The sequence below is a fragment of the Amycolatopsis sp. NPDC104819 genome (assembly GCF_055583145.1).
In genome coordinates, this window is record NZ_JBVJON010000009.1 from 311,628 (window position 1) to 333,622 (window position 21,995).

General features: G+C 72.0%; 20 protein-coding genes. 8 read left to right on the forward strand and 12 right to left on the reverse strand.

Features of this window, described 5'->3' with window-relative positions; genetic code table 11:
* Positions 1-143: 143 nt before the first annotated feature.
* The 3 genes from ACZ63E_RS29600 to ACZ63E_RS29610 form a co-directional block, all read right to left on the reverse strand.
* On the reverse strand, positions 144-1,340 hold the full coding sequence (locus ACZ63E_RS29600; RefSeq protein ID WP_465339468.1) for an MFS transporter: 1,197 nt from the start codon (positions 1,338-1,340) through the stop codon (positions 144-146).
* Positions 1,341-1,409: 69 nt separating this feature from the next.
* Positions 1,410-3,479, reverse strand: a complete 2,070-nt coding sequence (locus ACZ63E_RS29605) for a golvesin C-terminal-like domain-containing protein (protein WP_465339393.1) — start codon at positions 3,477-3,479, stop codon at positions 1,410-1,412.
* 6 nt (positions 3,480-3,485) lie between these two features.
* Positions 3,486-4,481, reverse strand: a complete 996-nt coding sequence (locus ACZ63E_RS29610) for a LacI family DNA-binding transcriptional regulator (RefSeq protein WP_465339394.1) — start codon at positions 4,479-4,481, stop codon at positions 3,486-3,488.
* A gap of 112 nt (positions 4,482-4,593) precedes the next feature.
* Between ACZ63E_RS29610 and ACZ63E_RS29615 the strand changes: the two genes are divergently transcribed.
* From ACZ63E_RS29615 to ACZ63E_RS29625, 3 genes are read left to right on the forward strand one after another with little or no spacing between them, the layout of a single operon-like run.
* Entirely contained in the window at positions 4,594-5,130 is a 537-nt protein-coding gene (locus ACZ63E_RS29615; RefSeq protein WP_465339395.1) for an NADPH-dependent FMN reductase, read from the forward strand.
* An 11-nt stretch (positions 5,131-5,141) separates the two neighbouring features.
* Positions 5,142-6,119 (forward strand): ATP-binding cassette domain-containing protein, encoded by a 978-nt coding sequence (locus ACZ63E_RS29620; protein WP_465339396.1) that lies wholly within the window; start codon positions 5,142-5,144, stop codon positions 6,117-6,119.
* On the forward strand, positions 6,116-6,961 hold the full coding sequence (locus ACZ63E_RS29625; RefSeq protein WP_465339397.1) for an ABC transporter permease: 846 nt from the start codon (positions 6,116-6,118) through the stop codon (positions 6,959-6,961). The genes ACZ63E_RS29620 and ACZ63E_RS29625 overlap by 4 nt, the downstream gene beginning before the upstream one ends.
* Here the strand turns inward: ACZ63E_RS29625 and ACZ63E_RS29630 are convergent.
* Together ACZ63E_RS29630 and ACZ63E_RS29635 are read right to left on the reverse strand one after the other, a co-directional pair.
* Positions 6,946-7,605 (reverse strand): 8-oxoguanine DNA glycosylase OGG fold protein, encoded by a 660-nt coding sequence (locus tag ACZ63E_RS29630; RefSeq protein WP_465339398.1) that lies wholly within the window; start codon positions 7,603-7,605, stop codon positions 6,946-6,948. The genes ACZ63E_RS29625 and ACZ63E_RS29630 overlap by 16 nt on opposite strands.
* 30 nt (positions 7,606-7,635) lie before the next feature.
* Positions 7,636-10,710: an ATP-binding protein gene (locus ACZ63E_RS29635; RefSeq protein WP_465339399.1), complete on the reverse strand. Its 3,075-nt coding sequence runs from the start codon at positions 10,708-10,710 to the stop codon at positions 7,636-7,638.
* Between the two features lie 111 nt (positions 10,711-10,821).
* On the opposite strand from ACZ63E_RS29635, the gene ACZ63E_RS29640 reads away from it, so the two are divergent.
* Together ACZ63E_RS29640 and ACZ63E_RS29645 are read left to right on the forward strand one after the other, a co-directional pair.
* Positions 10,822-12,483 (forward strand): peptide-N4-asparagine amidase, encoded by a 1,662-nt coding sequence (locus ACZ63E_RS29640; protein WP_465339400.1) that lies wholly within the window; start codon positions 10,822-10,824, stop codon positions 12,481-12,483.
* 52 nt (positions 12,484-12,535) lie between these two features.
* The gene (locus tag ACZ63E_RS29645; RefSeq protein ID WP_465339401.1) at positions 12,536-13,813 is read left to right on the forward strand and encodes a cytochrome P450; all 1,278 of its coding nucleotides are present in this window, start codon (positions 12,536-12,538) and stop codon (positions 13,811-13,813) included.
* Between the two features lie 3 nt (positions 13,814-13,816).
* On the opposite strand, the gene ACZ63E_RS29650 is transcribed toward ACZ63E_RS29645, so the two are convergent.
* From ACZ63E_RS29650 to ACZ63E_RS29660, 3 genes are all read right to left on the reverse strand, one after another.
* On the reverse strand, positions 13,817-14,773 hold the full coding sequence (locus ACZ63E_RS29650; RefSeq protein WP_465339402.1) for a DUF1152 domain-containing protein: 957 nt from the start codon (positions 14,771-14,773) through the stop codon (positions 13,817-13,819).
* 177 nt (positions 14,774-14,950) lie between these two features.
* Positions 14,951-15,577 carry an alpha-ketoglutarate-dependent dioxygenase AlkB gene (locus ACZ63E_RS29655; protein ID WP_395922712.1) on the reverse strand — a complete coding sequence of 209 codons (627 nt, stop codon included), beginning with the start codon at positions 15,575-15,577 and terminating at the stop codon, positions 14,951-14,953.
* Positions 15,578-15,614: 37 nt separating this feature from the next.
* Positions 15,615-16,190, reverse strand: a complete 576-nt coding sequence (locus tag ACZ63E_RS29660) for a dihydrofolate reductase family protein (RefSeq protein WP_465312214.1) — start codon at positions 16,188-16,190, stop codon at positions 15,615-15,617.
* Positions 16,191-16,429: 239 nt separating this feature from the next.
* Between ACZ63E_RS29660 and ACZ63E_RS29665 the strand changes: the two genes are divergently transcribed.
* Entirely contained in the window at positions 16,430-17,008 is a 579-nt protein-coding gene (locus tag ACZ63E_RS29665; RefSeq protein ID WP_465339469.1) for a hypothetical protein, read from the forward strand.
* Between the two features lie 23 nt (positions 17,009-17,031).
* On the opposite strand, the gene ACZ63E_RS29670 is transcribed toward ACZ63E_RS29665, so the two are convergent.
* From ACZ63E_RS29670 to ACZ63E_RS29680, 3 genes are read right to left on the reverse strand one after another with little or no spacing between them, the layout of a single operon-like run.
* Entirely contained in the window at positions 17,032-17,619 is a 588-nt protein-coding gene (locus tag ACZ63E_RS29670) for a cadmium resistance transporter (RefSeq protein ID WP_465339403.1), read from the reverse strand.
* Positions 17,616-18,557, reverse strand: coding sequence for an RluA family pseudouridine synthase (locus tag ACZ63E_RS29675; protein ID WP_465339404.1), 942 nt, complete (start codon positions 18,555-18,557; stop codon positions 17,616-17,618). Before ACZ63E_RS29675 ends, ACZ63E_RS29670 begins: the two co-directional genes overlap by 4 nt.
* Before the next feature lie 16 nt (positions 18,558-18,573).
* The gene (locus ACZ63E_RS29680) at positions 18,574-18,966 is read right to left on the reverse strand and encodes a DUF5313 domain-containing protein (RefSeq protein ID WP_465339405.1); all 393 of its coding nucleotides are present in this window, start codon (positions 18,964-18,966) and stop codon (positions 18,574-18,576) included.
* A 70-nt stretch (positions 18,967-19,036) separates the two neighbouring features.
* Here ACZ63E_RS29680 and ACZ63E_RS29685 point away from each other — a divergent pair, with 70 nt between their 5' ends.
* Together ACZ63E_RS29685 and ACZ63E_RS29690 are read left to right on the forward strand one after the other, a co-directional pair.
* A complete protein-coding gene (locus tag ACZ63E_RS29685; RefSeq protein ID WP_465312210.1) occupies positions 19,037-19,474 on the forward strand; it encodes a MarR family winged helix-turn-helix transcriptional regulator in 438 nt (145 codons plus the stop codon).
* 60 nt (positions 19,475-19,534) lie between these two features.
* Positions 19,535-20,416, forward strand: coding sequence for a TIGR03854 family LLM class F420-dependent oxidoreductase (locus ACZ63E_RS29690; protein ID WP_465339406.1), 882 nt, complete (start codon positions 19,535-19,537; stop codon positions 20,414-20,416).
* A 5-nt stretch (positions 20,417-20,421) separates the two neighbouring features.
* Here ACZ63E_RS29690 and ACZ63E_RS29695 read toward each other — a convergent pair whose 3' ends face one another.
* The gene (locus ACZ63E_RS29695) at positions 20,422-21,939 is read right to left on the reverse strand and encodes an MDR family MFS transporter (protein ID WP_465339407.1); all 1,518 of its coding nucleotides are present in this window, start codon (positions 21,937-21,939) and stop codon (positions 20,422-20,424) included.
* Between the last annotated feature and the right edge of the window lie 56 nt (positions 21,940-21,995).

The window sequence follows — 21,995 nt, forward strand, 5'->3', positions numbered from 1 at the left end:
AACCAGGGTTGAGTTCTATAGTTCGCACCTCCGCTGGGGCGGTTATCCCTCCGCCCCCCCCCCCCCCCCCCCCCCCCCCCCCCCCCCCCCCGCCCGGCATCACAGGGGCCTTTCCGGAGACAGGGGAAGGCCCCTCCCGTGTGTCAGCTCGCGGTCTCGGCCGTCGCAAGTTCCGTGCGGCGGAACGCTTCCGGCGACAGCTGGATCCATACCAGCACCGCGCTCACCGCCTGGATCGCCGCCACCACCAGCCAGACGCCGCGCAGGCTCCAGTGCGCCGCGACCAGGCCGCCGGTCAACGCGCCCAGCGGCGTCAACCCCCAGGCCAGCGCGCGGTGGCTGGTCAGCACCCGGCCCAGCAACGGCGTCGGCGTAAAGCGCTGGCGGCTCGACTGCGAGCAGACGTTCCAGACCAGCACCGTCGAGGTCAAGAACACCAGCACCACCCCGATCAGCGGCGGCCACGGCGGCAGCACGGCCAGCAGCAGCGGCGCCACCACCCCGAGGCTCTGCGCCCACCGCATCGACCACGAGTACCCGAGCCGGTCGACGATCTTCTGCACCACGAACGAAGACGCCACCCAGCCGACCGCCAGGCAGGCCAGCAGCAGCCCGTAACCCACCGAGCCGACGTGCAGGATCTGCGTCGCGTACAGCACGAACATCGAGTTCCCGGCGCTGGCGGCGAACGACCCCAGCGCGACGTTCATCGTGATCGCCCGCAGCAGCGGCGTCCGGACCAGGTGTCTCAGCCCGGCCGAGAGGTCCTTCAGCGGATGGGTGCGCGCAGCCACCACGGACGCCGACGGGATGCGCCGCGTCAGGAGCAGGGCGAGCAGCGCGCAGGCCGCCGCGAGCCACGCGGGAGCCCCCGCGGTGACGACGACCAGGAAGCCGGTCAGCGGCGGCACGACGAACTGCACGACACCCCGGTCGATCACCGTGAGGCGCGCGTTGGCGTGGGCGAGGCGGTCCGGCTCGACGAGCTCGGGCACGAGCGCGCCGCTGGCGCCGTCCCCGAGCACCTGCGCCGAGGTGACCACGAACGCGACGACCAGCAGCACGGGCAGGCTGAGCGCCTCGGCCGAGGCGACGGCGCCCAGCACCAGCGCCGCCCCGACCTGCACGGCGTAGGCCCAGGCGAGCACCGCCGTCCGCCGCACGCGGTCGATGAGCACCCCGGCGAACAGCGACAGCAGCAGCCACGGCGCCTGCCCGGCGACGTTGACCAGCGAGATCTCCCGCGGGTCGGTGGTGACCGACACCGCGAGCAGCGGGATCGCGGCCAGCATCAGGCCTTCGGCGGAGGAACCGGACACCGCGACGGCCTGCAGCCGCATCCATCTGCTCGTCACGCCCGCATCCCCATGATCGGCAGGATCTCACAGGCCGCCAACCGGTTTAGCCGGTCATTGGCGGATCAGCCGGATGGCGTCCGCGATGACAAAGCCGTCGGCGTCGTCGCTCTGCGACACCGTGGTCCCCGCCGCGAGCCCGCCGGCCAGCCGGAACGTGCCCAGCGAGACCCACTGCCCGCTGCGGACGTCGGCGGCGCCGGCGACACGCTGGTCGACGCGGACCAGGCTGGTGCCCGTGGCGTGCTTGACGTAGTAGGGCGCGTTCGACGCCCGGTTCGGGTCCGCGGTGTAGCCGGCCTGGATCTGGTAGAGGCCGTCGTCGGGGACGACGAGCCGGAACCGCACGACGTTGTCGCCGGCGCCCGCGGCGTGGGTCTTGTACCCGCTGCCCCAGTAACCCGCGACGCCGGTCGCCGCGTTCCAGGTGCCGGCCCACTCGGTGTAGCCGAGGTCGTCGGTGTCGACCAGGACCTCGTTGCGCACGTCGGCCGCGCCGCGCGCGGTGACGAGGTTCAGCTCGTCGAACGAGAGGGTCGTGGCGCCGCCCCGGCCCGCTCCGGCGAGCCGGAACCGGACGACGCTGCGCCCGGCCGGCAGGGTGAGCGTGCCGAGGTGGGCGACGTCGTAGCCGTCCTCCCGCTCGCGGGTCAGGTCGAGGAAGGCCTGCCGGGGCCGGGTCCCGTTCACCGTCACTTCGACCAGGCCGCCGTCGGCCGGCCGGTAGTGGCGCAGCAGGAGGTCGTACGACCCGGCGCGCGGCGCGTCGACGGCGTACTCGGCGAAGTCGCCCACCGCCTTCGGGATCCAGACCGACCGCTTCCCGCTGCGGGCGACCGCGTCGCTGACGGTCGTGAGGGTGCCCGCCGACACCGTGGCCGCGGCGCCGAGCGCGGTCCGGCTTTCGGTGTAGCCGGGCCCGGCCGCCAGGCTGTCCCGGCCCGAGGTGAGCCAGTCCAGGTCGAACCGCGCGACCACGACCCGGCGGGGGTAGCTCGCGACGTCGCCGTCGCGGCCGTAGACGAGCACGATCGTCCCGTCGGACAGCCGGGCGATGTCGGAGTAGTAGGACCGCGCCGTGGTGATGACGCGGCTGTAGCGGAACGAATGGCCTTCGTCGTAGCTCACCGACACGGTCATGTTCCGGCGCACCGGGGCGTCCGGCCGGCTGAACAGCAGCCGGTCGACCTCGCCGCTGCCCGGCCCGCCGGTGTAGCGGACCAGCCCGGCGTCGCAGGCGTTGAACTTGCCGGTCGCGCCGTCCAGCTTCGGGGTCGACCAGGTGAGGCCCCGGTCGCCGCTCACCACGACGATCCGGTGGCGGCTGCCGCCTGCCGCGTCCCGGCCGTTGACGAGGACCGTGCCGTCGCGGCGCTGCACCAGGCGCGCCTCGTTGATCTGGAAGTCGGGCGACACCGGGATCTCACCGCCCGCGTGCCAGGTGTCGCCGTGGTCGTCGCTGTAGATCACCGAGACCCCGCGCAGGATCGGGCTGCCGCCGCGGCGGTGGATGACGTTGAGCAGCAGCCGCCCGTCGGCCAGCTGGATGCCGTGGCCCGGGCCGGGCCCGTGCGAGGTCCAGGCGTAGGCGGAGCCGTCGAAGAGGCCGGGCAGCGTGCGCGGCGCCGACCAGGTCGCGCCGCCGTCGGTGCTGGAAAGGTAGTAGAGCGGGCTGTTCGCGGGGGAGAACCCGTAGAACAGGAACACCTTGGCGGTCCGGCGGTCGACGACGAAGGTGGGGTTGGCCCAGCCGTCGTCGCCCACCGACTCGACGAGGGTCCGCGACGTCTGCCAGGTGGCCCCGCGGTCGACACTGCGCCGCAGCAGCAGCGATCGCCACCCGGAGTCCGACGGCCAGGCCCGTGCACGTGGTAACAGGCGAGCGGGCCCGCTTCGGCGTCCCACAGGGTCGTCTCGGTGAAGGACCCCGCGGCCGCGGCCCGTCCCGGGAGAGCGCCGGCGACGGCAGCGCCGAGGACCACGCCGGTCAGGCCGAGCACGAAGGTGCGTCGGCGGATCGAGGGGAGGTCGTGTGCGGTCATCACCAAGTCCTTGTCGCTCGGCCGGGTTGCCGGCGACGAGTCTGGACGCGCGGCGTACACACGACGTACAAAGACCGTCCACAAAGGACTATCGGCGCACCCGGGTCGACTCGCGGACGACCAGCTCGGGGGTGAACACCACGGCCTGGTGCCCGGCCTTCGTGTCCGCCGTCTCGGCCAGCAGCAGCTCCGCCGCCGTGCGGCCGAGGCGCTTCGCCGGCTGGCGGACCGAGGTCAGGGGAACCGCCGCCGCGCCCGCGAACTCGATGTCGTCGTACCCGACGATCGCCATCTCGTCCGGAACCCGGACACCCGCGCCGACCATCGCCTGCAGCACGCCGAGCGCCAGCAGGTCGTTCGCGCAGAACACCGCGGTCGGCCGGGGGCTCGTGCCCAGCAGGCGGGCTCCCGCGTCGCGCCCCGACGAGACGTCGAGGCCGATCGCCTCCAGCACCGTCAGCTCGGCCGTCGAGCCGGAAAGCGCGCTGCGGACGCCCTGTTCGCGGTCGCGGCACTGGGCAAGGATCGCGGGCCCGTTGACAAACGCGATCCGGTGGTGGCCGGTCTCCAGCAGGTGCCGGGCCGCCAGCGAGCCGCCCGCGACGTCGTCGACCGACACCGAGCTGGCTTCCGACGCCGGCGCCTTGCGGTCGACCAGGACGTACGGCGTGCCGCTGCGGCGGAACGCGTGCAGGGCCTCGCCGGTGGTCGCGACCGGGCTCAGCAGCACTCCGCGGACGCGCTGCTCGGCGAACATCGCGAGGTAGGACGCCTCGAGGTCGGAGCGCTGGCTGCTGTTCGCCGTGATGACGTTGAGGCCCTCGGCGTGCGCGGCCTGCTCGGCGCCGCGGGCGACGTCGACGAAGAACGGGTTGCCGAGATCGAGCACGAGCAGGCCCATGATCCGGCTGCGGCCCGCGCGCAGCTGGCGGGCGGACTCGTCGCGGACGTAGCCGAGCTCCTCGATGACCGAGAGCACGCGGTTGCGGGTGGCCGCGGCGACCACGTGCGGCCGGTTGACCACATTGGACACCGTGCCGATCGAGACGCCGGCCCGCTTGGCGACGTCCTTGATGCCGACCAAAGCACCCCCTCGCAGAGAAGGCGTGAGCCTATCACGCGCGGTGAAACGTTTCAGCCAGATTCGATCTGGCGGAGCGTCTCGCGCCTTTCCCATGAGACGAGGGGAGGACGGCATGGACGACGCGCTGCGGGTGACGGTGCTCGTCGGCAGCACCCGCGAAGGCCGGGCCGGCGGGCGCGTCGGGCGGTGGTTCACGGCCGCGGCCGCCGCCCGGCCGGGGCTCGCGCTCGACCCCCTCGACCTCGCCGACGCCGGCCTCCCGGCGGGCTACCCGGCAGAACCGACTCCGGCGCTGAGCCGGTTCCGGGAGCGCATCGCCCGGGCGGAGGCGTACGTCGTCGTCACCCCCGAGTACAACCGCAGCTTCCCCGGGCCGCTCAAGCAGGCGATCGACTTCGCCTACGACGAATGGCACGCGAAGCCGGTCGGTTTTGTCTCCTACGGCTACCGCGCCCGCGGCCGCCACGCCGTCGAACAGCTGCGGGAGGTCTTCCTGGAGCTGCACACGGTGACGATGCGCGACGCGGTCGCCCTCGACCTGCTCGCCCCGGCGTTCGACGACGAGTGCGTGACCGCGCTGCTCGACGAGCTCACCTGGTGGGGGCTCGCACTGCGCGACGCCCGCCGGACCCGCCCCTACTGCGCGTGAAAGGACCGCAGATGAACGCACCCGCGATCGAAACCTCCGGACTGGTCAAGGTTTTCGGCAACACCCGGGCGGTCGACGGTGTCGACCTCGTGGTGCCCGCCGGCACCGTCTACGGTGTCCTCGGGCCCAACGGCGCCGGCAAGACCACGACCGTCAGGATGCTCGCCACCCTGCTCCGCCCGGACGGCGGAGAGGCCAGGGTCTTCGGCCACGACGTCGTCCGCGACGCCGACGCCGTCCGCAGCCGGGTCAGCCTCACCGGGCAGTACGCGTCGGTGGACGAAGACCTGACCGGCAGCGAAAACCTGGTGCTGCTGGGCCGTCTGCTCGGCCACCCCCGGGCCGCGGCGCGCGACCGGGCGGCGCAGCTGCTCGCCGCGTTCGGCCTCACCGAAGCCGCGGCGAAGCAGGTGAAGCAGTACTCGGGCGGGATGCGGCGGCGCATCGACATCGCCGCGAGCATCCTGCACACCCCGGACCTGCTGTTCCTCGACGAGCCCACGACCGGGCTGGATCCCCGCAGCCGCAACCAGGTCTGGGACATCGTCCGCGCGATCGTCGCGCAGGGCACCACGGTCCTGCTCACCACGCAGTACCTCGACGAGGCCGACCAGCTGGCGTCCCGGATCGCGGTGATCGACCACGGCCGCGTGATCGCCGAAGGCACCAAGGGCGAGCTGAAGGCGTCGGTCGGCGCGGGCGCGATCCACCTGCGGCTGCGGGACGCGGCCCAGCGCGAGGCCGCATCGGACGTGCTGGGCCGGGTAGTCGACGCGGCGATCCAGCACGAACCCGACCCGGTCGCGCTGACCGCCCGCCTCACCGCGGCGGCCGGCGAGGCGGCCGCCGCCGAGCAGTCCGCCCGCGCGCTGGCCGAGCTGGCCGCCGCCGGGATCACCGTCGACACGTTCTCACTCGGCCAGCCCAGCCTCGACGAGGTGTTCCTGGCCCTGACCGACCACACCGCGAGCGGAGAGGAAGCAGCGTGAGCGCCACCGCAGTCAAGGAGACCGAACTCGCCGCGCCGAAGGCCGAAGACCTGGCCGCGGTGCTCGTCGCGACCCACCGCCCACCCCGCCCGGGCCCGCTCTCGACGTCGTTCACGTTCGGCTGGCGGGCGGTGCTGAAGATCAAGCACGTGCCCGAGCAGCTGTTCGACGTGACGGCGTTCCCGATCATGATGACGCTGATGTTCACCTACCTCTTCGGCGGCGCGCTGGCCGGTTCGCCGGGGGAGTACCTGCAGTTCTTCCTGCCCGGCATCCTCGCGAGCAGCGTCGTGATGATCACGATGTACACGGGGATAGCGGTCAACACCGACATCGAGAAGGGCGTGTTCGACCGCTTCCGCACCCTCCCGATCTGGCGCCCGTCGGCGATGGTCGGCTACCTGCTCGGCGACGTGCTGCGGTACCTGATCGCGTCGGTGGTGATCATGCTGGTCGGGCTGGTCCTGGGCTTCCGCCCGGGCGGCGGGTTCCTCGGCGTGGCCGCGGGCGTGGCGCTGCTGATGGTGTTCTCGTTCGCGTTCTCGTGGGTGTGGACGATGTTCGGGTTGCTGCTGCGCTCGGAGAAGTCGGTGATGGGCGTCAGCATGATGGTGATCTTCCCGCTGACGTTCCTGTCCAACATCTACGTGAGCCCGACGACGATGCCCGGCTGGCTGCGGGTGTTCGTGGAGGTGAACCCGATCTCGCACCTGGTGACGGGGGTGCGCTCGATGATGGCGGGAGCGTGGGACGTGCCGGCGGTGCTGATCACGCTGGGGGCGTCGGCGCTGCTGGTCGCGGTGTTCGGCACGTTGACCATGCGGCTCTACAACCGCAAGTGATCGTGGGTGAAGAGGGCGAACTCGAGTTCGTCGGGGGCGTGGCCGCCGGCCTTGGCCCAGCGGGCGAGCAGGGCGCAGTACCGCTCGTAGGTCACGGCCGGCCACGGGCCGAAGCGGTGCAGTGACTTCCACCCGCAGTGCTCGTGCAACGCGGTCGCGACCACCCGGTCGAGGATGAGACACGGATGGTCCGGCGCGCCGCCTCCGGCGAAGTACAGAAACTTCGTGAAGAAGGACGGCCCGAAGGACCGGAAGCGGTTGTGCCGTCCCGGGCGGAGGAGTGCGAAGGCGCGCGCCGGGTCCACGCGTGACGCTTCTGCCGCTTCGGTCAGCACTGCCCGGGCGGCATCAACCTCCGCGGCGATGCTGTTCAGCCTGCGGATGTTCTGCCGCAGGTACGAGCCGGAGCCCCAGGCCAAAGTGCGCCACAGCACCGTGAACACGTCGTCGGCCGGCGCCCACACGTCGGCGCGTGTCAGTGCCGGACCGGTCGGCGGATCGCCTGGCAGGTCTCGGCTGCCGAGCTCGTCACGCCACCACTCCGCCGGGATGAGGATCGGCTGCTGCTCGACAGTCTCCGCGCGCGGAGCCGTGGGAACCACCCACGCCGGCAGCGGCAGGGCACTCAGGTCGGTCATCGTCATGGCGACTGGGTCGCCCGCCGCACCAAACCGTTACAGGCGCCAGCGGGTCTCCGGCTCCGGCGCATACCTACACGACGCCCCAGTCGTCACCGCCGCCTTGAGGTGCTCCGCCAGCTCCGGATGCAGCTCCGTCAGCTTGCGCAACGTGTCGCGGATCCGAGCCGTCACAGCCTTCCGGGCCCGCTCCGCCTCATCCCCCAGCCGACGGGTGCGGCCACCCAGACCGGCCGCCGTGCGCAGCTCCTTCAACAGCGCCTCACGCTCATGGTCCAACGCCGCCGCACGGGAGTCCTCCCCGCGGTCGGTGGCCTGGTCGATCTGTGAGTCCAGGTCATCGAGTCTGCGGCGGTAAGCCGCCTTCGCCGTCTCGTCCAGGATCGGGTCGCCGCCGAGGCTGCGGGACGCCACCGCTGCTTCGCCGCCTTCCGGGGACAGCAAACGGACCGCCGGCACCTCCGAACCCGGCCGGCTCAAGAGAATCTGCAGGTCCCGCAAGCCTTTCGTGTCCGGCACCCGCACCTCACGACCCGCGAACCGCAGCGTCCACACCTCGTCGATCCGGCGGAACTCGTTGTCCGGCAGGGGAACCCGCGCCGGAGCCGCGGCCGCCAGGTGTGGCATCTCCAGCTCCGCCGCCTCGGCCCGGACCGCCGCCGTCAGTGCCGAAGCCCGCTCCGCGTCGCCCGGGGCGCCGCGCGAGGCCAGAACTGTGGCGAGCCGGCTGCGGATCTCCGCCGCCCATGGGCGCATGCGCATCCGGTCCGCCGACGCGGCCGCCGCCGTCAGGTGCTCGATCGCCGCGTCCCGGCGGCCGAGCGCCGCCTCCAAGAGTCCCGTCCACAAGTCGACCGGGCCGCTGATCTCGCAGCCGTACAACGCCACCAGCCACTCGCCGGAGTACGGCGTCAGCTCGCCGAGGAGCCGTTCGCACGCCTCGCGGTCGCCCGTCAGCGCGGCCACCTGTGCCTGGCACCGCAGCCACATCGGCGCGAACTCGCGCGAGAACGGCCCCGTCACCTCACGCGCCGCGGCCGTGTCACCCCGCTGGGCCGCGGCCAGCGCCGCCAGCAGCTCCGGGTGCGGGTGGTCGCCGGCCGCCAGCCGCGCCACGTGGGCCGCGACGTCGTCGAACCGGCCCTGCAGCAGCAGGAAGCTCCAGCGCACCTGGTCGACCATGTACCCGAACTCGTGGCCGAACGCCGTCTCCACCTGCGCCAGGTCCGCGTGCGCCTCGGCGAACCGGCCACGCAGCGCGCGGATGATGCTGCGGTCGAGCAGGCCCGCGAACTCGGCCCCGCGCAGGCCGCTCCCGGCAGTCAGCGCCTGGAACGCCCGGTACTGCTCGAGGTACCGCGGATCACCCTGCTCCAGCAGCGCGACCCACTTCAGCGACGACGCGAAGTACTCGTTCTCGCGGTCGCCGGTCCGCCGGGCCAGCACGGCCAGCTCGTCGGTCAGCCGCTCCCGCTCCCGCGCGGTGCCCGGCCCCCAGATCAGGTCGTGGCGTGCCCACAGCGTGAACGACAGCTCCTGGTCGTCGTGCCCGTCCCGCGCCAGCACCGCGGCCCGCGCGGTGAGCTCCAGCGTGACGCGGTCGAGCGACAGCGGCTCGGCGGGCTTCCCCGCGAGCCGCTCGTGTGCCGTCAGCAGCAGCTCCGACGTCAGCGCGAGCCGTGGCCCGCTCGGGCCGGTGCGCGACAGCGTGAGCGCGGCCCGGGCGAGCAGCGCGTCGTCGTCGAGCTCGCGCACCAGCTCGACGGCCTCGTCGAACGACTGCCACGCCTGCTCTTCCTCACCCCAGCGGCTGAGCATCGTGCCGAGGTCGAGCGCGATCACGACCCGCTGCCGCGGCGCGACCGCCCGCTCCAGCGCCCGCCGGTAGTGGCCGATCGACTCGTCGCTCGCCAGCCGCGCGCTCGCGTCGCGGGCTGCGGCCACCAGCAGGTCCGCCGCCCGGCCGGGCTCGACCTCCGCACCCGCGAGGTAGGCGTGGCGGGCGCGGTCGGCCGCGAACACCAGCGGCACCAGCTCGGGTGACGCGTCGAGCGCGCGGACCACCGCGGCGTGTCTTCGCCGGACCTCGGCCGGCTCCAGCTCGGCGTACCGCGACTCCCGCACCAGGTCGTGGGCGAAGGCGAACCGGCCGTCGCCGAGCGTGGTCACCAGCCGCGCCGCGGCCGCGCGGGCCAGCAGCTGGTCGATCTCCGGCGCCGGCGTCGCGGTCAGCGCGGCGAGGATCCGCCGGTGGAACTCCCGGCCGAGCACCGCGGCGTCGGTCAGCAGCCGGGTGACCGGCGCCGGCAGCAGGGAAAGCCGCCGCTGCAACGCGTCCCGCACTCCGGGCGCGACGGCCGACACCGGGCTGCCGCTGTGCCACAGCCGCGCGGTCTGCTCGACGAAGAACGGGTTGCCGCCGGTCCGCAGGTGCACCTCGGCGGCCAGCGCGGGGTCCGGCTCGGCGCCCGCAGTGCGGCTCATCAGCTCGGCCACCTCGGCCGGCGCCAGCCCGGTCAGCGTCACCGTGGTCGCCTTCGCCACCAGCGGCAGGACGAGCTCGCGCAGCGGGTGCCCGGGCGCGTCGACCTCGACGTCGCGGTAGGCGCCGACGAGCAGCAGCCGCTCGAACCACGTGTGCCGCGCCGCGAACTCCAGCAGCCGCAGCGACGCCGCGTCGGCCCAGTGCAGGTCGTCGAGCACCACGACGACCGGGCGGTCGTGGGCCGCGGCGGCCAGCGCGGTCGTGACGGCGTCGTGCAGCCGGAAGCCGTCCTCGGCCGGCGCGCCCGCCGACTCGCCGAGCAGCGCCGACAGCGTCGCGGTGTCGGCTCGCGCCCATTCCTCTTCCGGCAGCTCACGCCGCAGCGCGCGCACGACCTGGACCCACGGCCAGTACCCCGGCGCGCTGTCGGAGTCCCAGCAGGCGCCGGCGAGCACCAGCGCGCCACGCCGGCGCGCGTCGTCGGCCAGCCCGGTGACGAGCGTGGTCTTGCCGATCCCGGCCTCGCCGGTCACCAGGACGAGGCCGCCGTGGCTCCCGACGGCCCGGTCGAGCTCGGCCTGCAGCGCGGCGGCGGGGTGGGCCCGCCCGATGAGCGCGGCTGTCATGTCCGGTTCCTCCCGATTCCGGGGCTGAGCCTCTCACGCTTTCCCGCCGTTCGTCGCACGATTACCGCACTAGGCTGCGCAGCGGTGTGCCTGCCGCTGGGAGGAGTCCGGGTGCGGATCTTCACGATCGTCCTGTCCGTGGTGCTGACGTGGGTGCTCGCCGGGGCGGTCGCCTCGGCCGCGCCCATTGTGGAGGGCAGCACCGACAATCCCGTGACACCGGCGCCCGCGGTCACCCGGCCGGCCACCCCGCACTGCACCGTCACGCTCGCGGACGCCTTCCGCTCCAACACCGCCGACGGCGCCCCGCAGTTCTACGAAGGCACCCTCACCCCGCCGAAGGCCTGCCCGGGCCCGTGGGCGAAGGTCGTCATGGACCAGACGGTGACCGTGAGCGGCCGCCAGTACGACCGGATCGGCGACCTGAAGATCGGCGCCACCGAGGTCTGGTGGGGGACCACCGAGGAGCCCAGCGGCGAGGGCACCCGCCCGATCACCTACCACTTCGACAAGGACCTCACGCCGTACGCGGCGCTGCTGCGCACGCCGCAGCCCTTCCACGGCGGCATCGAGAACTTCAACTCGCCGATCTACACCGGCGTCTACGCCCAGACCGTGACGCTCACCTACTACCAGGCGGACCGGAAGCACCCGGCACCCGACACCGCCGACCACGTCGCCGGGTTCGGCCACGCCGACGCGACACCCGCCGCGCCCACCGTGCACTTCACCGCGAAGGACCTGCCGCGCAACATCACCCGGGCCTACCTCGAGGTCACGCTCGAAGGTCACGCCTGTGACGAGCAGTGGTTCGACGACGTCCCCGACGACGTCTCGGCCAAGTACCCGGCCGCGGGACTCTGCGGCAAGGGGCCGTACCGCGAAGCGAACTTCGCGATCGACGGGACGTCCGCCGGGAGCGCGTTCACCTTCCCGCACATCTACTCCGGCGGGATCGTGCCGCAGCTGTGGCGCCCGATCGTCGCGATCGACACCTTCAGCCTGCACGCCGAGACCTACGACGTGACGCCGTTCGCCGGCCGCCTGGTCGACGGCGGGACCCACGACCTGTCGTTCACCGTGCCGGACATCGGCGGCGAGTGGACGGTCGTGCCGACGTTGCTGCTCTACACCGACGACCACGCGGCGCGGACGTCCGGCGCGCTGACCCAGCACGACGTCGCCGCCGCGCCGGCGCGCAAGACCGCCGTGAAGGACATCGAAGGCGGCGTGAACGTGACGGTCACGGCGAAGCGCGACGACGTCACGGCGGGCTACGTCGACACCTCCGCCGGGCGCGTCTACACGCGGGTCGAACGCACCCGCGACTACCGCAACAGCGACGACGTCACCGGCGGCGGCTTCACCCAGCACGTCGTGCAGGCCGACTCCGGGCAGCAGACGTCGACGTCCACAGTGGACGGCCGGGTGCGCTCCGCCGCCCGGCACACGTGGTCCTACCCGCTCACCACGGACGCCACCGCGAACGTCACCGACGACCAGAACCTGCGCATCTCCGGCTCGGCCGAGATGACGAAGATCCTGGCCGACTTCACCGGCGACGGCCGCGGCTGGTGCCCGGCGTGGGCGTCGCGGGAGTGGCTGAGCGCGTCCGGCGTGCTGGCCCGCACGAACGGCGTCAACACGGAGGCGGACGGCCGGTCGAAGACGCTGTACACCGGCGCGGACGATCTCGGGCGGCCGTACTTCCACTACGTCGCGAGCGAGCACGGGCTGGTCACCGAGAACCGGGAGCTGCCGCCGCGCGGGTGAGCCCAGTCTCGCTCGCCTCACCCGATCGGGCTAGTGCGGTACTGTCGGAGGCATGGGGAGTCTCCGCTCACGGATCCTGGGCTGGGTCGGTCGCCGGTACCTCGCGCGGCAGTCCAAAAAGGGCTTCGACCTCGAAAAGATGTCGTCCCTCCTGCCCGACTCGGCGCTGCTGCCGCTGAAGCGGGACGGCCTGGACCCGGTCGCGGAGATGGGCACGACCCGGGCCGAGGCGCCGATCAGCAAGCTCGACCTGCCGTTCGGGATGAACGCCTGGTTGGTCACGGGTTACGACGAAGCGAAAGCCGTGCTCGGCAAGGCGAACGGCTTCTCCAGCGACTTCACCAACCTGGTGGGCAACGCCGGGGTGACCGAGGACCAGAACCCGGGCGGCCTCGGCTTCGCGGACCCGCCGGTGCACACCCGGCTGCGGAAGCTGCTCACGCCGGAGTTCACGATGCGCCGGCTCGGCCGGCTGACCCCGCGGATCGACGAGATCGTCGCCGAGCAGCTCGACGCCATGGCCAAGACCGACGGCCCGGTCGACCTGTGGCAGGCCTTCGCGCTGCCGATCCCGTCGCTGACCATCTGCGAACTGCTCGGTGTGTCCTACGAAGACCGCGAAGACTTCCAGCGGCTGAGCACCGCCCGCTTCGACCTCTTCGGCGGCGCGACCGCGTCGTTCGGCGCGATGTCGGAGTCGCTCACGTACCTGCTCGAGATCGTGAAGAAGCAACGCGAAGAACCCGGTGACGGCCTGCTCGGCATGCTGATCAAGGAGCACGGCGACGAGATCTCCGACCGCGAGCTGGCCGGCCTCGCCGACGGTGTGCTCACCGGCGGCCTCGAGACCACCGCGAGCATGCTCGCCCTCGGCGCGCTGGTGCTGCTGCGCGACGAAAAGGCGTTCGACGCCGTCCGCGGGGACGAGCAGTCCGTGCACCGGTTCGTCGAGGAGCTGCTGCGGTACCTGACCGTCGTCCAGATGGCGTTCCCGCGGTTCGCCAAGGAGGACATGGAGATCGCGGGGGTGAAGATCTCCGAAGGGGACATCGTGCTGGTGTCGCTGTCGGCCGCGGACCGCGATCCCAAGCTGGGCAAGGACATGGAGAGTTTCGACGCCGCGCGCGAACCGACGTCACACCTCGCGTTCAGTTACGGCATCCACCGCTGCATCGGCGCGGAGCTGGCCCGGATGGAGCTGCGCACGGCGTACCCGGCGCTGGTGCGCCGGTTCCCGAACATGCGGCTCGCCGTGCCGGCGGAAGAGCTTGCGTTCCGTAAGGTGTCCATTGTGTACGGTCTGGACGAGCTGCCGGTCCTCGTCGACTGAGCCTCAGTGCGGGATGGCCCGCCGCGGCCGCCGTTCGACGCGGTCACGGTGCGCCTCGATGACAAGCGCGACTTCGGCGGCGGTGGTCGTCTCCGCGAGCTCACCGAGGTAGCCGACGCCGGCGGCCAGGAGCGCGAGGTCGGCCGTGAAGTAGACGCCCATCAGCGGGTTCACGAACAGCTCACTGCCCGCGGTGCGGCTGGTGAACTGGACGTTCCCGAACTCGCCGCGCAGCGCCGCGGCGATCTGGCCCTGCACGATGCTCGGCCGGTCCGGGGTCGTGCGCTGCGCGTGGGCGACCGCGTCCAGATAGGCGTGGGCTTCCGGGGAAGCGGACGGGATCGACAGCGCGCCCAGATATCCGCCTTCGCGATCGAGCGCGGCGAGGTTCTCGAGCACGTGCGCGTGGCAGACGCCGTGGAAGGCGTCGATGCCGAAACCGAGGCTGACGACCAGGCGGTCGACGCCGTCGAGCGCCGCCACCGCGGCGAGGCTGGTCATGTCCTCTTCGGGAGTGCCGAGCCCGGCTTCGTCCCCGCGCAGGAGGATGTCGGTGCCGCCGTCGACGAGCACGACGGCGTCCAGCCCGAGGTGGGTCGCGAGCTCCCGGTAGGCCTCGCGCACCGGCCGGACGCCGACGCGCGGGAAGGCGTGGACGACCGGCTCCCAGCCCTGGGTTTCGAGCCACCGGGCGAGCGTGCGTTCCGGGAAGTACGCGTCGTCGCCGGCGCTGCCGGGCCGCACCCGCGCGAGGCCGGGGGAGAGCCAGTCGTCGAGGTCGAGCCGGTTCAGGTCGCTGAAGGCGAGGTTGGCCAGGTGCACCTCTTTGCCCTGCGCGCGCAACGCACTCGCGAGCGGCAACCCGGCGTAGACGTCGAAACCGCCCCCCGCCCCGGCGATCAGCACCCGCCGCGCGGGCCGCAGACGGGCGAAGAGCGGAGGTTCGGCGAGATTGTGCACTTCGCCATCGTACGGAGGCAGCGCCAGTCCTTTTGCGACGCGAGTTCCGCCTGCTGTCACGCGAGTTCCGGACTCGGTCACGGAGATCCGGAGTCGGTCACGCGAGATCCGCCCGCGATCACGCGAGTTCCGGGTTCAATCACGCGAGAGCCGCCCGCAATCACACGAGATCCGGGTTCAGTTCACCCCGCGCGGCCGGAACTGGACGCTGATCCGCGGCCCGACCGGCTTGGCCGTCTTCGGGATCGAGTGCTCCCACGTGCGCTGGCAGCTGCCGCCCATCACGAGCAGGTCGCCGTGGCCCAGGGGGCGGGCCAGGGTCTTGCCGCCGCCGCCCCGGGGGCGCAGCGCGAGCGTGCGCGCCGCGCCCACGGAGAGGATCGCGATCATCGTGTCCTCGCGGGCGCCCCGGCCGATGCGGTCGCCGTGCCAGGCCACGCTGTCACGGCCGTCGCGGTAGTAGCACAGCCCGGCCGTGCGGAACGGCTCGCGCAGCTCCCGCAGGTAGTGCTTGCTCAACGCGTCCCGCGCCGCCGTCAAGGCGGGGTGGGGGAGCGGCACGTTCTCGCGGTAGTAGCTGAGCAGCCGCGGCACGGCCACCAGGCGGTCGTACATCTTGCGCTTCTCCGCCTGCCACGGCACACCCTCGACCAGCGCCGCGAACAGCTCGTCGGCGCCCTCGAGCCAGCCGGGCTGGATGTCGACCCACGCGCCCGAGCCGAGGTCGGTCCGCTCGGGCGCGAGCGGGCGCAGCGAGATCGAGCCCTGAGCGTCGAACAGCGAGGACTGGAGACCCGGGTTCATGGGCTCACCCTACACCAAGATCGAACACCTGTTCTACTCAGTGGACGACGTCGTAGACGAGCTTCTGGATCCCGTTGCCGTAGGACTCGCTGTCGACGACCTTCAGGTTCTGCTTGTCCTTGTCGGCGTCGCTGAACAGCCGCTTGCCCGCGCCGAGCAGGACGGGGAAGACCAGCAGGTGGTACCGGTCGACCAGGCCGGCGTCGGCGAGGGCGCGGTTCAGGGTCGCGCTGCCGTTGACGATGATCGGCCCGCCCTCGGTCTCCTTGAGCGCGGCGACGTCGTCCAGCGAGCGGAGGATGGTCGTCTCGCCCCAGTTCGTCACCAGGTCGGAGTCCTGCAGCGTGGTCGACACGACGTACTTCGGCATCGCGTTGTAGCCCGCGAACTCCACCGTCATGCCCGGCCACACCGGCGCGAACGCCTGGTAGCTGACCCGGCCCAGCAGCAGCGCGGTGGCCTCCTCCTGCTCGGTGCCCTTCATCGCGTAGGCGGCCGGGTCGAACTCGATGTCCTTGAAGGTCCAGCCGGAGTTGCGGTAGCCGGGCTCGCCGCCGGGGCCTTCGACAACGCCGTCGAGCGAGACGAACGAGGTGGAGATCAGGGTGCGCATGCGGTGCTCCTCGGGTGATCTTGCGTGCTTTCACCAGTGTGTCGAACGGCGGCCCGCGGATTCGACAACGCCGCGCGGAAACTTCGGACGGGGTGCGGCCGCCGGAAGTGGGTCTTGTCCGCGGCTGCGCGGACTCGTACAGTCAGGCGCACGCCGGACAAAGGTCTGAACCTGTGTCCGGGCACCGCCGCCTCGAGTGACACAGGAGGTCGACGGTGCGCAGACTTCGCGGAGCGGGCGTGCTCACGGCGGTCGCGGCGGCACTGGTGGTGCTCGCCCCGGCGGCGGGCGCCCAGGTCGGGACGGGCCCGTGGGTTTCGGACTCGCCGGGGTTCTCGACGCAGCAGAAGGGGTGCGGCCAGGTCTCCGGCCTCACCTTCAAGCTCACGTGCTCCACGGCGAGCGGCGAGCAGCGCGCGGAACGCCGGTACAACACCTACACCGGCGGGACCCACCAGTTCGAGGGCTCGTTCAAGATCACCAGCATGTCCGGCTCCCGGATCAGTCTCAAGCAGACGTTCCGGGACGGCTCGGGCGCCGGCCCGTACTTCCTGCTGGCGGTCGAGAACGGCGGCCGCATGTACGCGGTGGAAGGCGGAGCGACGCTCGGCAGCGGCGCGACGGTCGGCACCTCGGTGCGGGTGAACACGATCAACCAGGTCGGCAGCTCGCACAAGGTGTACATCAACGGCTCGCTGAAGCAGACGATCTCGAGCCCGAGCGGCAGTTACTACGACAAGTTCGGCAGCTACCGCACGGCCAGCGGCGCCGGACCGATCACGGTGACGTGGAGCGGCGTGAAGTTCTGGCACAAGTAGGAGCTCGCCCTGGTCGAGGGTGGCTACAGCCCGAAAGCGCCGCCCTCGACCAGGATGAGCACGCCGATGCCGACCAGGACGATCGGGAGCAGGACGTGTCCCCAGCGGGACAGGGCCGCGGCGATCACCGGCCGGGTGGCGAAGTGGCGGCCCGCCGCGATCCACACCGCGAGCAGAACCAGGAACACGACCACATAGACGGCCATGCCACCGAGGCCGGCGGTGGCGAAGACCGGCACGTAGACGCCGATGTTGTCCCCTCCGTTGGCGAAGGTGACGACCGCGACCTCGAAGAACTTCGGGCCTCCGCGCTTGGCCGTCCGCTCGTCGCCGGAGTTGCCGCGACGGCGCCACGCCTGGACGGCGGCCTTGATCCCGAGCGCGAGGGGCAGCAGCCCGAGATAGGGGACAGCGCTCTCGGGCAGGAAGGTGGCCCCGAACGCCGCGGCGACCGCGACGGCGAGGATGGCCGTGAACCCGAGGTACTGGCCGAGCGCGATGGCGCGGGTCGCGCCGGCTCCTTGGGCGAAGAACAGCGCCAGCACGAGGACGTCGTCGATGTTGGTGACGGCGAACAGCCCGACGGCCTGGCCGAGGACGGCCGGGTTCACGAACTCCGGCCGGCCGTCCAGGCGTCGAGGTCGTCCCAGGCGGACAGGCGCAGCCTGCTGGTGAAGCGGCGGGGGAGCCCGGTCAGCGGGTCGTCGAACGCGAGGACCTTCGCCAGCAGCTGCAGGGGTTTCGTGAAGTCGTCGAGAGGCTTCTCGCGCACTTCCGGGTAGAAGTCGTCGCCGAGGATCGGGACGCCGAGGCCGCTGAGGTGCACCCGCAGCTGGTGCGTCCGGCCGGTCGCGGGCCGCAGCCGGTAACGGCCCAGCCCGTCGCGGTGCTCGGCGAGCTCGACGTGCGTCTCGGCGTTCGGCGGGCCCGGCACCTCCTGCGCCGCGAGCACGCCGCGCTCCTTGACGATCCGGCTGCGCACGGTCGTGGGCAGCACCAGCGCGGGGTCGTACGGCGCGATCGCCTCGTACTCCTTGTGCACCTTCCGGTCCCGGAACAGCGTCTGGTACTTGCCGCGCAGCTCCGGCGTGATCACGAACATCACGACGCCGGCGGTGACCCGGTCGAGCCGGTGCGCGGGGGACAGGTGCGGGAGGTCGAGCTCGCGCCGCAGCCGCACGAGCGCCGTCTCGAGGATGTGCCGCCCGCGCGGGATCGTCGCCAGGAAGTGCGGCTTGTCGACGACCAGCAGGTGCTCGTCGCGGTGCACCACGTCGAGGGCGAACGGCACCGGGACCTCGTCGGGCAGGTCGCGGTGGAACCAGATGAAGGAGTCCGGCTCGAAGGGCGTGTCGACGCCGAGCGGGCCGTCGGCGCCGTGGATGCGCTCCTCGCGCAGCATCTCTTCGATGCGCTCGGGCGCGACGCGCGGCAGCCGCTCGACGAGGTGCGCGAGCAGGGTCGGCCACTCACCCTCGGCGGGCATCTTCAGCCGGGCGGGCTCGAGCCCGTGGCGGGGCGGGATCGGCGGCCGGAGCTTGCGTCTCATCGTGCCCCGACTGTAGCTAACCCTCCGGCGACGTCCGGTAGCGCGCGATGTACCGGGCGTTCACCTCGGCGTTGGCCACCGCGGCGGCCTCGGCGCGGACGCGGCGGCCCGTCTGGTGCGGGAAGCCGTGCCGGCCGAGCCGGTGCTCGATGCTCTCCTCCATGTACGCGCACGAGTAGAAGTACGCGACCAGGGACGCCATGACCACCAGCCCCAGGCGCAGCCAGAGCGAGCCGGGTACCAGCAGCCACGCCAGGCACAGCGGCGCGATGCCGACCGAGCTGCGCAGGACGTGGCGGGCGCGCCAGTGTTTCGACGTCGCGTCGTGCAGGACCCACTCCGAGTAGCGCTCAGGCAGCCGTGCGCCGACTGCGTAGCCGAACCAGCGAAGCACACCAGGTCGTTCCATGAGAGCGACAGTACACTAATACTTAGTGCACTAATCATTAGTGCGACGAGTGACACGGTAGGATCGGGGCATGATCGACCTGGGTGAGGACCCGCTGAAGCTCGACCGTCAGGTGTGTTTCGCCCTGTCCGTCGCTTCGCGCAGCGTGATCGCGATCTACCGGCCGCTGCTGGAGCCGCACGGGCTCACCCATCCGCAGTACCTGGTGATGCTCGCGCTGTGGGAGCGGTCGCCGCGGTCGGTGAAGGACCTCGGCGCGTCGCTGAGGCACGAGCCGGCAACGCTGTCCCCGCTGCTCAAGCGGCTGGAGGCGCTGGGTTACGTCACGCGTGCCCGGAGCCGCGAGGACGAGCGTCAGCTGACTGTCGAGCTGACCGCGAAGGGACGTGCGCTGCGGGCCGAGGCGGAGAAGATCCCGTACAAAGTCGTCGAAAAGCTCGGGATGGAGCTCAGTGAGCTGGAGGACCTGCACGCGGCGCTGGGGCGCGTCATCGCGGCGACGGCCTGAGCGGCGGAATGCCAGGGCTCGCCGAGCGTTGGTGATGGACATCGACTCGTTGGGGGCAGTGTGCTGAAGATCAGGCTGGGCGTCGCACCCGCGACGGGGACCGGGCCCGCGGAGTTCGCCGGGCTGGCGCGGCGGCTGGAGGAGGCCGGCGTCGACTCGCTGTGGCTGTCCGAGCTGGTCTACTCGCCGGAGGTCGACCCGATGATCGGGATGACGCACGCGCTGGCGACGACGGAGAACCTCAAGGTCGGCACCGGCGTGGCGATCCTGCCCGGCCGGCACCCGGTGCTGGTCGCCAAGCAGCTCCTGACGCTGGCCGGCCTCGCGCCGAAGCGGGTGCTGCCGGTGTTCGGGCTCCGCCCGGCCCACCCGGCCGAGCACGCCCTGTTCCCGGTGCCGGACGGCCGCCGCGCCGAGGTGTTCGACGAGTCCCTGACCCTCCTGCGGCTGCTGCTGGAGAAGGAAGAGGTCTCGTTCGACGGCGAGTTCTTCCAGGTGTCCGGCGTCCGCCTCGGCCCGCGCCCGCAGAAGCGCCTGGACGTCTGGCTGGGCGGAACGGCCCCGGCGGCCCTGCGCCGCGCCGGCCGTCTGGCGGACGGCTGGCTCGGCAGCTTCCACACACCGTCCCAGGCCCGCGACGCGCGGATCGCGATCCAGACGGCCGCGGCGGAGGCGGGCCGCGAGATCGAGGAGGACCACTTCGGGCTCAGCCTGGCGGTGGTGGACAAGGGCATGCCGGCGGAGCTGGCGGCGGTGGCGGCCCGCCGCAGCCCGGGCGCGCGGGTGGAGGACCTGGTGGCAACAAGCTGGCCGGAGGCCCGGCGGCTGGTGGAGCAGCACATGGAGGCGGGGTTGTCGAAGTTCGTGATCCGGCCGGGGCACGGGGACTTCGAGGGGTTCCTGGAGAACTTCCAGGCGGAGCTGCTGCCGCTGCAGAACTAGGACGCTCAGAACTCCAGCTGTTCCGTCTTCCGCGGCATCAGCAGCAGAGCCACCACGGAAAGCACGGCCACAGCAGCCAACCCGACAAACACGTAGTGCGTCGCATCCGCCAACGCGCCGCGCACGAACACGGCCACCGGCGAATTGTCCGTATGCCCGCTCAACACCAGACTCGTCGCGTCCACGGACGGCGGCAGGTGGCCCGCCACCTCGGCTGGCGGTGACGCGAAGCGCGAAGCCAACGTCGCGTTCGCGATCGCGCCGAAGACGGCCGCACCCACCGCGCTGCCCAAGGAACGGCTGAACAGGTTCGTGCCCGTCACCACGCCGCGGCGGTCCCAGCCGACCACCGACTGGACCGCCACCAGCGTCGGGCTCGAGGACAGGCCGAGGCCGACACCCAGGACGAACGCCGCCAGCGCCGCCGACCAGATCGACGAACCCGCGTCCAGCATTGCCACCAGGACGCCGCCCGCGATGATGAACGCGCTGCCGATCAGGGCCGTGTCGCGGAAGCCGATGCGCAGGTAGATCTTGCCCGCCAAGGAGGCCGACAGCGGCCAGCCGACCGTCAGCGCGGCCACCGCGAAGCCCGCCACCAGCGCGCCCGCGCCGAGGACTCCCTGCGCATACGTCGGCAGGTACGACGTCAGCCCCATCAGGACCGCGCCCACCACCACCGCCACCAGGTTGCCGCCCACCAGGACCCGGCGGGTGAACACCCACAGCGGCAGCACCGGCTCGACCGCGTGCTTCTCCACGAAGACGAACCCGACGAGCAGCGCCGCGCCCGCGACGAAAATCGCGACGCTCGGCAGCGACCCCCAGCCCCACGCGACGCCGCCTTCGAGCAGGCCCAGGATCACCAGCGAACAGCCGGCGGTGAGCAGCCCCGCGCCCAGGTAGTCGACCTTGTGCGGCTTGCGCTCGACCCGCTCGGCGAAGTTCCGGAGCAGCATCAGCACGGCGATCGCGCCCAGCGGCAGGTTGATGAAGAAGATCCAGCGCCAGTCCAGGTATTCGGCGAAGACGCCGCCGAGCGTCGGGCCGATCACCGACGCGATGCCCCATACGCTCGCGACGTATCCCTGCACCCGGGCGCGTTCTTCGACCGTGTAGAGGTCCCCGATCACCGTCATCGACATCGGCTGGATCGCGCCCGCCCCGATGCCCTGCACGGCGCGCGCCGCGATCAGCACCGGCATGCTCCACGCGGCGCCGCACAGCACCGAGCCGACGAGGAACGCCGCGATGCCGAAGAACATCACCGGACGGCGGCCGAGCACGTCGGCGAACTTGCCGTAGAGCGGCACCGTCACGGCCTGGGTGAGCAGGTAGATCGAGAACAGCCACGGGAACTGCGAAAACCCGCCGAGGTCGCGGACCACCGAGGGCACGGCGGTCGCGATGATCGTGCTGTCCAGCGCGACCAGCGCGGTGCTGAGCATGACCGCGATCAGCACGGGGCCGCGTTCGGACCGGAAGCCGACCCCCTTCACGCTGGTGGCGGCGGGTGTCGTCATCGGCGGTGCGCTCCTCGGGACGGTCATGACCGGGGTCAACTACTTTGCAGTCCTAA

What these genes read in the sequence shown, in the direction of transcription:
- ACZ63E_RS29685 (WP_465312210.1), top strand. Translation starts at nt 19,037, where the DNA reads ATGATCGACCTGGGTGAGGACCCGCTGAAGCTCGACCGTCAGGTGTGT.
- ACZ63E_RS29680 (WP_465339405.1), bottom strand. Translation starts at nt 18,966, where the DNA reads ATGGAACGACCTGGTGTGCTTCGCTGGTTCGGCTACGCAGTCGGCGCA.
- ACZ63E_RS29695 (WP_465339407.1), bottom strand. Translation starts at nt 21,939, where the DNA reads ATGACGACACCCGCCGCCACCAGCGTGAAGGGGGTCGGCTTCCGGTCC.
- ACZ63E_RS29655 (WP_395922712.1), bottom strand. Translation starts at nt 15,577, where the DNA reads ATGAACCCGGGTCTCCAGTCCTCGCTGTTCGACGCTCAGGGCTCGATC.
- ACZ63E_RS29615 (WP_465339395.1), top strand. Translation starts at nt 4,594, where the DNA reads ATGGACGACGCGCTGCGGGTGACGGTGCTCGTCGGCAGCACCCGCGAA.
- ACZ63E_RS29620 (WP_465339396.1), top strand. Translation starts at nt 5,142, where the DNA reads ATGAACGCACCCGCGATCGAAACCTCCGGACTGGTCAAGGTTTTCGGC.
- ACZ63E_RS29645 (WP_465339401.1), top strand. Translation starts at nt 12,536, where the DNA reads ATGGGGAGTCTCCGCTCACGGATCCTGGGCTGGGTCGGTCGCCGGTAC.
- ACZ63E_RS29600 (WP_465339468.1), bottom strand. Translation starts at nt 1,340, where the DNA reads ATGCGGCTGCAGGCCGTCGCGGTGTCCGGTTCCTCCGCCGAAGGCCTG.
- ACZ63E_RS29675 (WP_465339404.1), bottom strand. Translation starts at nt 18,557, where the DNA reads ATGAGACGCAAGCTCCGGCCGCCGATCCCGCCCCGCCACGGGCTCGAG.
- ACZ63E_RS29660 (WP_465312214.1), bottom strand. Translation starts at nt 16,190, where the DNA reads ATGCGCACCCTGATCTCCACCTCGTTCGTCTCGCTCGACGGCGTTGTC.
- ACZ63E_RS29630 (WP_465339398.1), bottom strand. Translation starts at nt 7,605, where the DNA reads ATGACGATGACCGACCTGAGTGCCCTGCCGCTGCCGGCGTGGGTGGTT.
- ACZ63E_RS29635 (WP_465339399.1), bottom strand. Translation starts at nt 10,710, where the DNA reads ATGACAGCCGCGCTCATCGGGCGGGCCCACCCCGCCGCCGCGCTGCAG.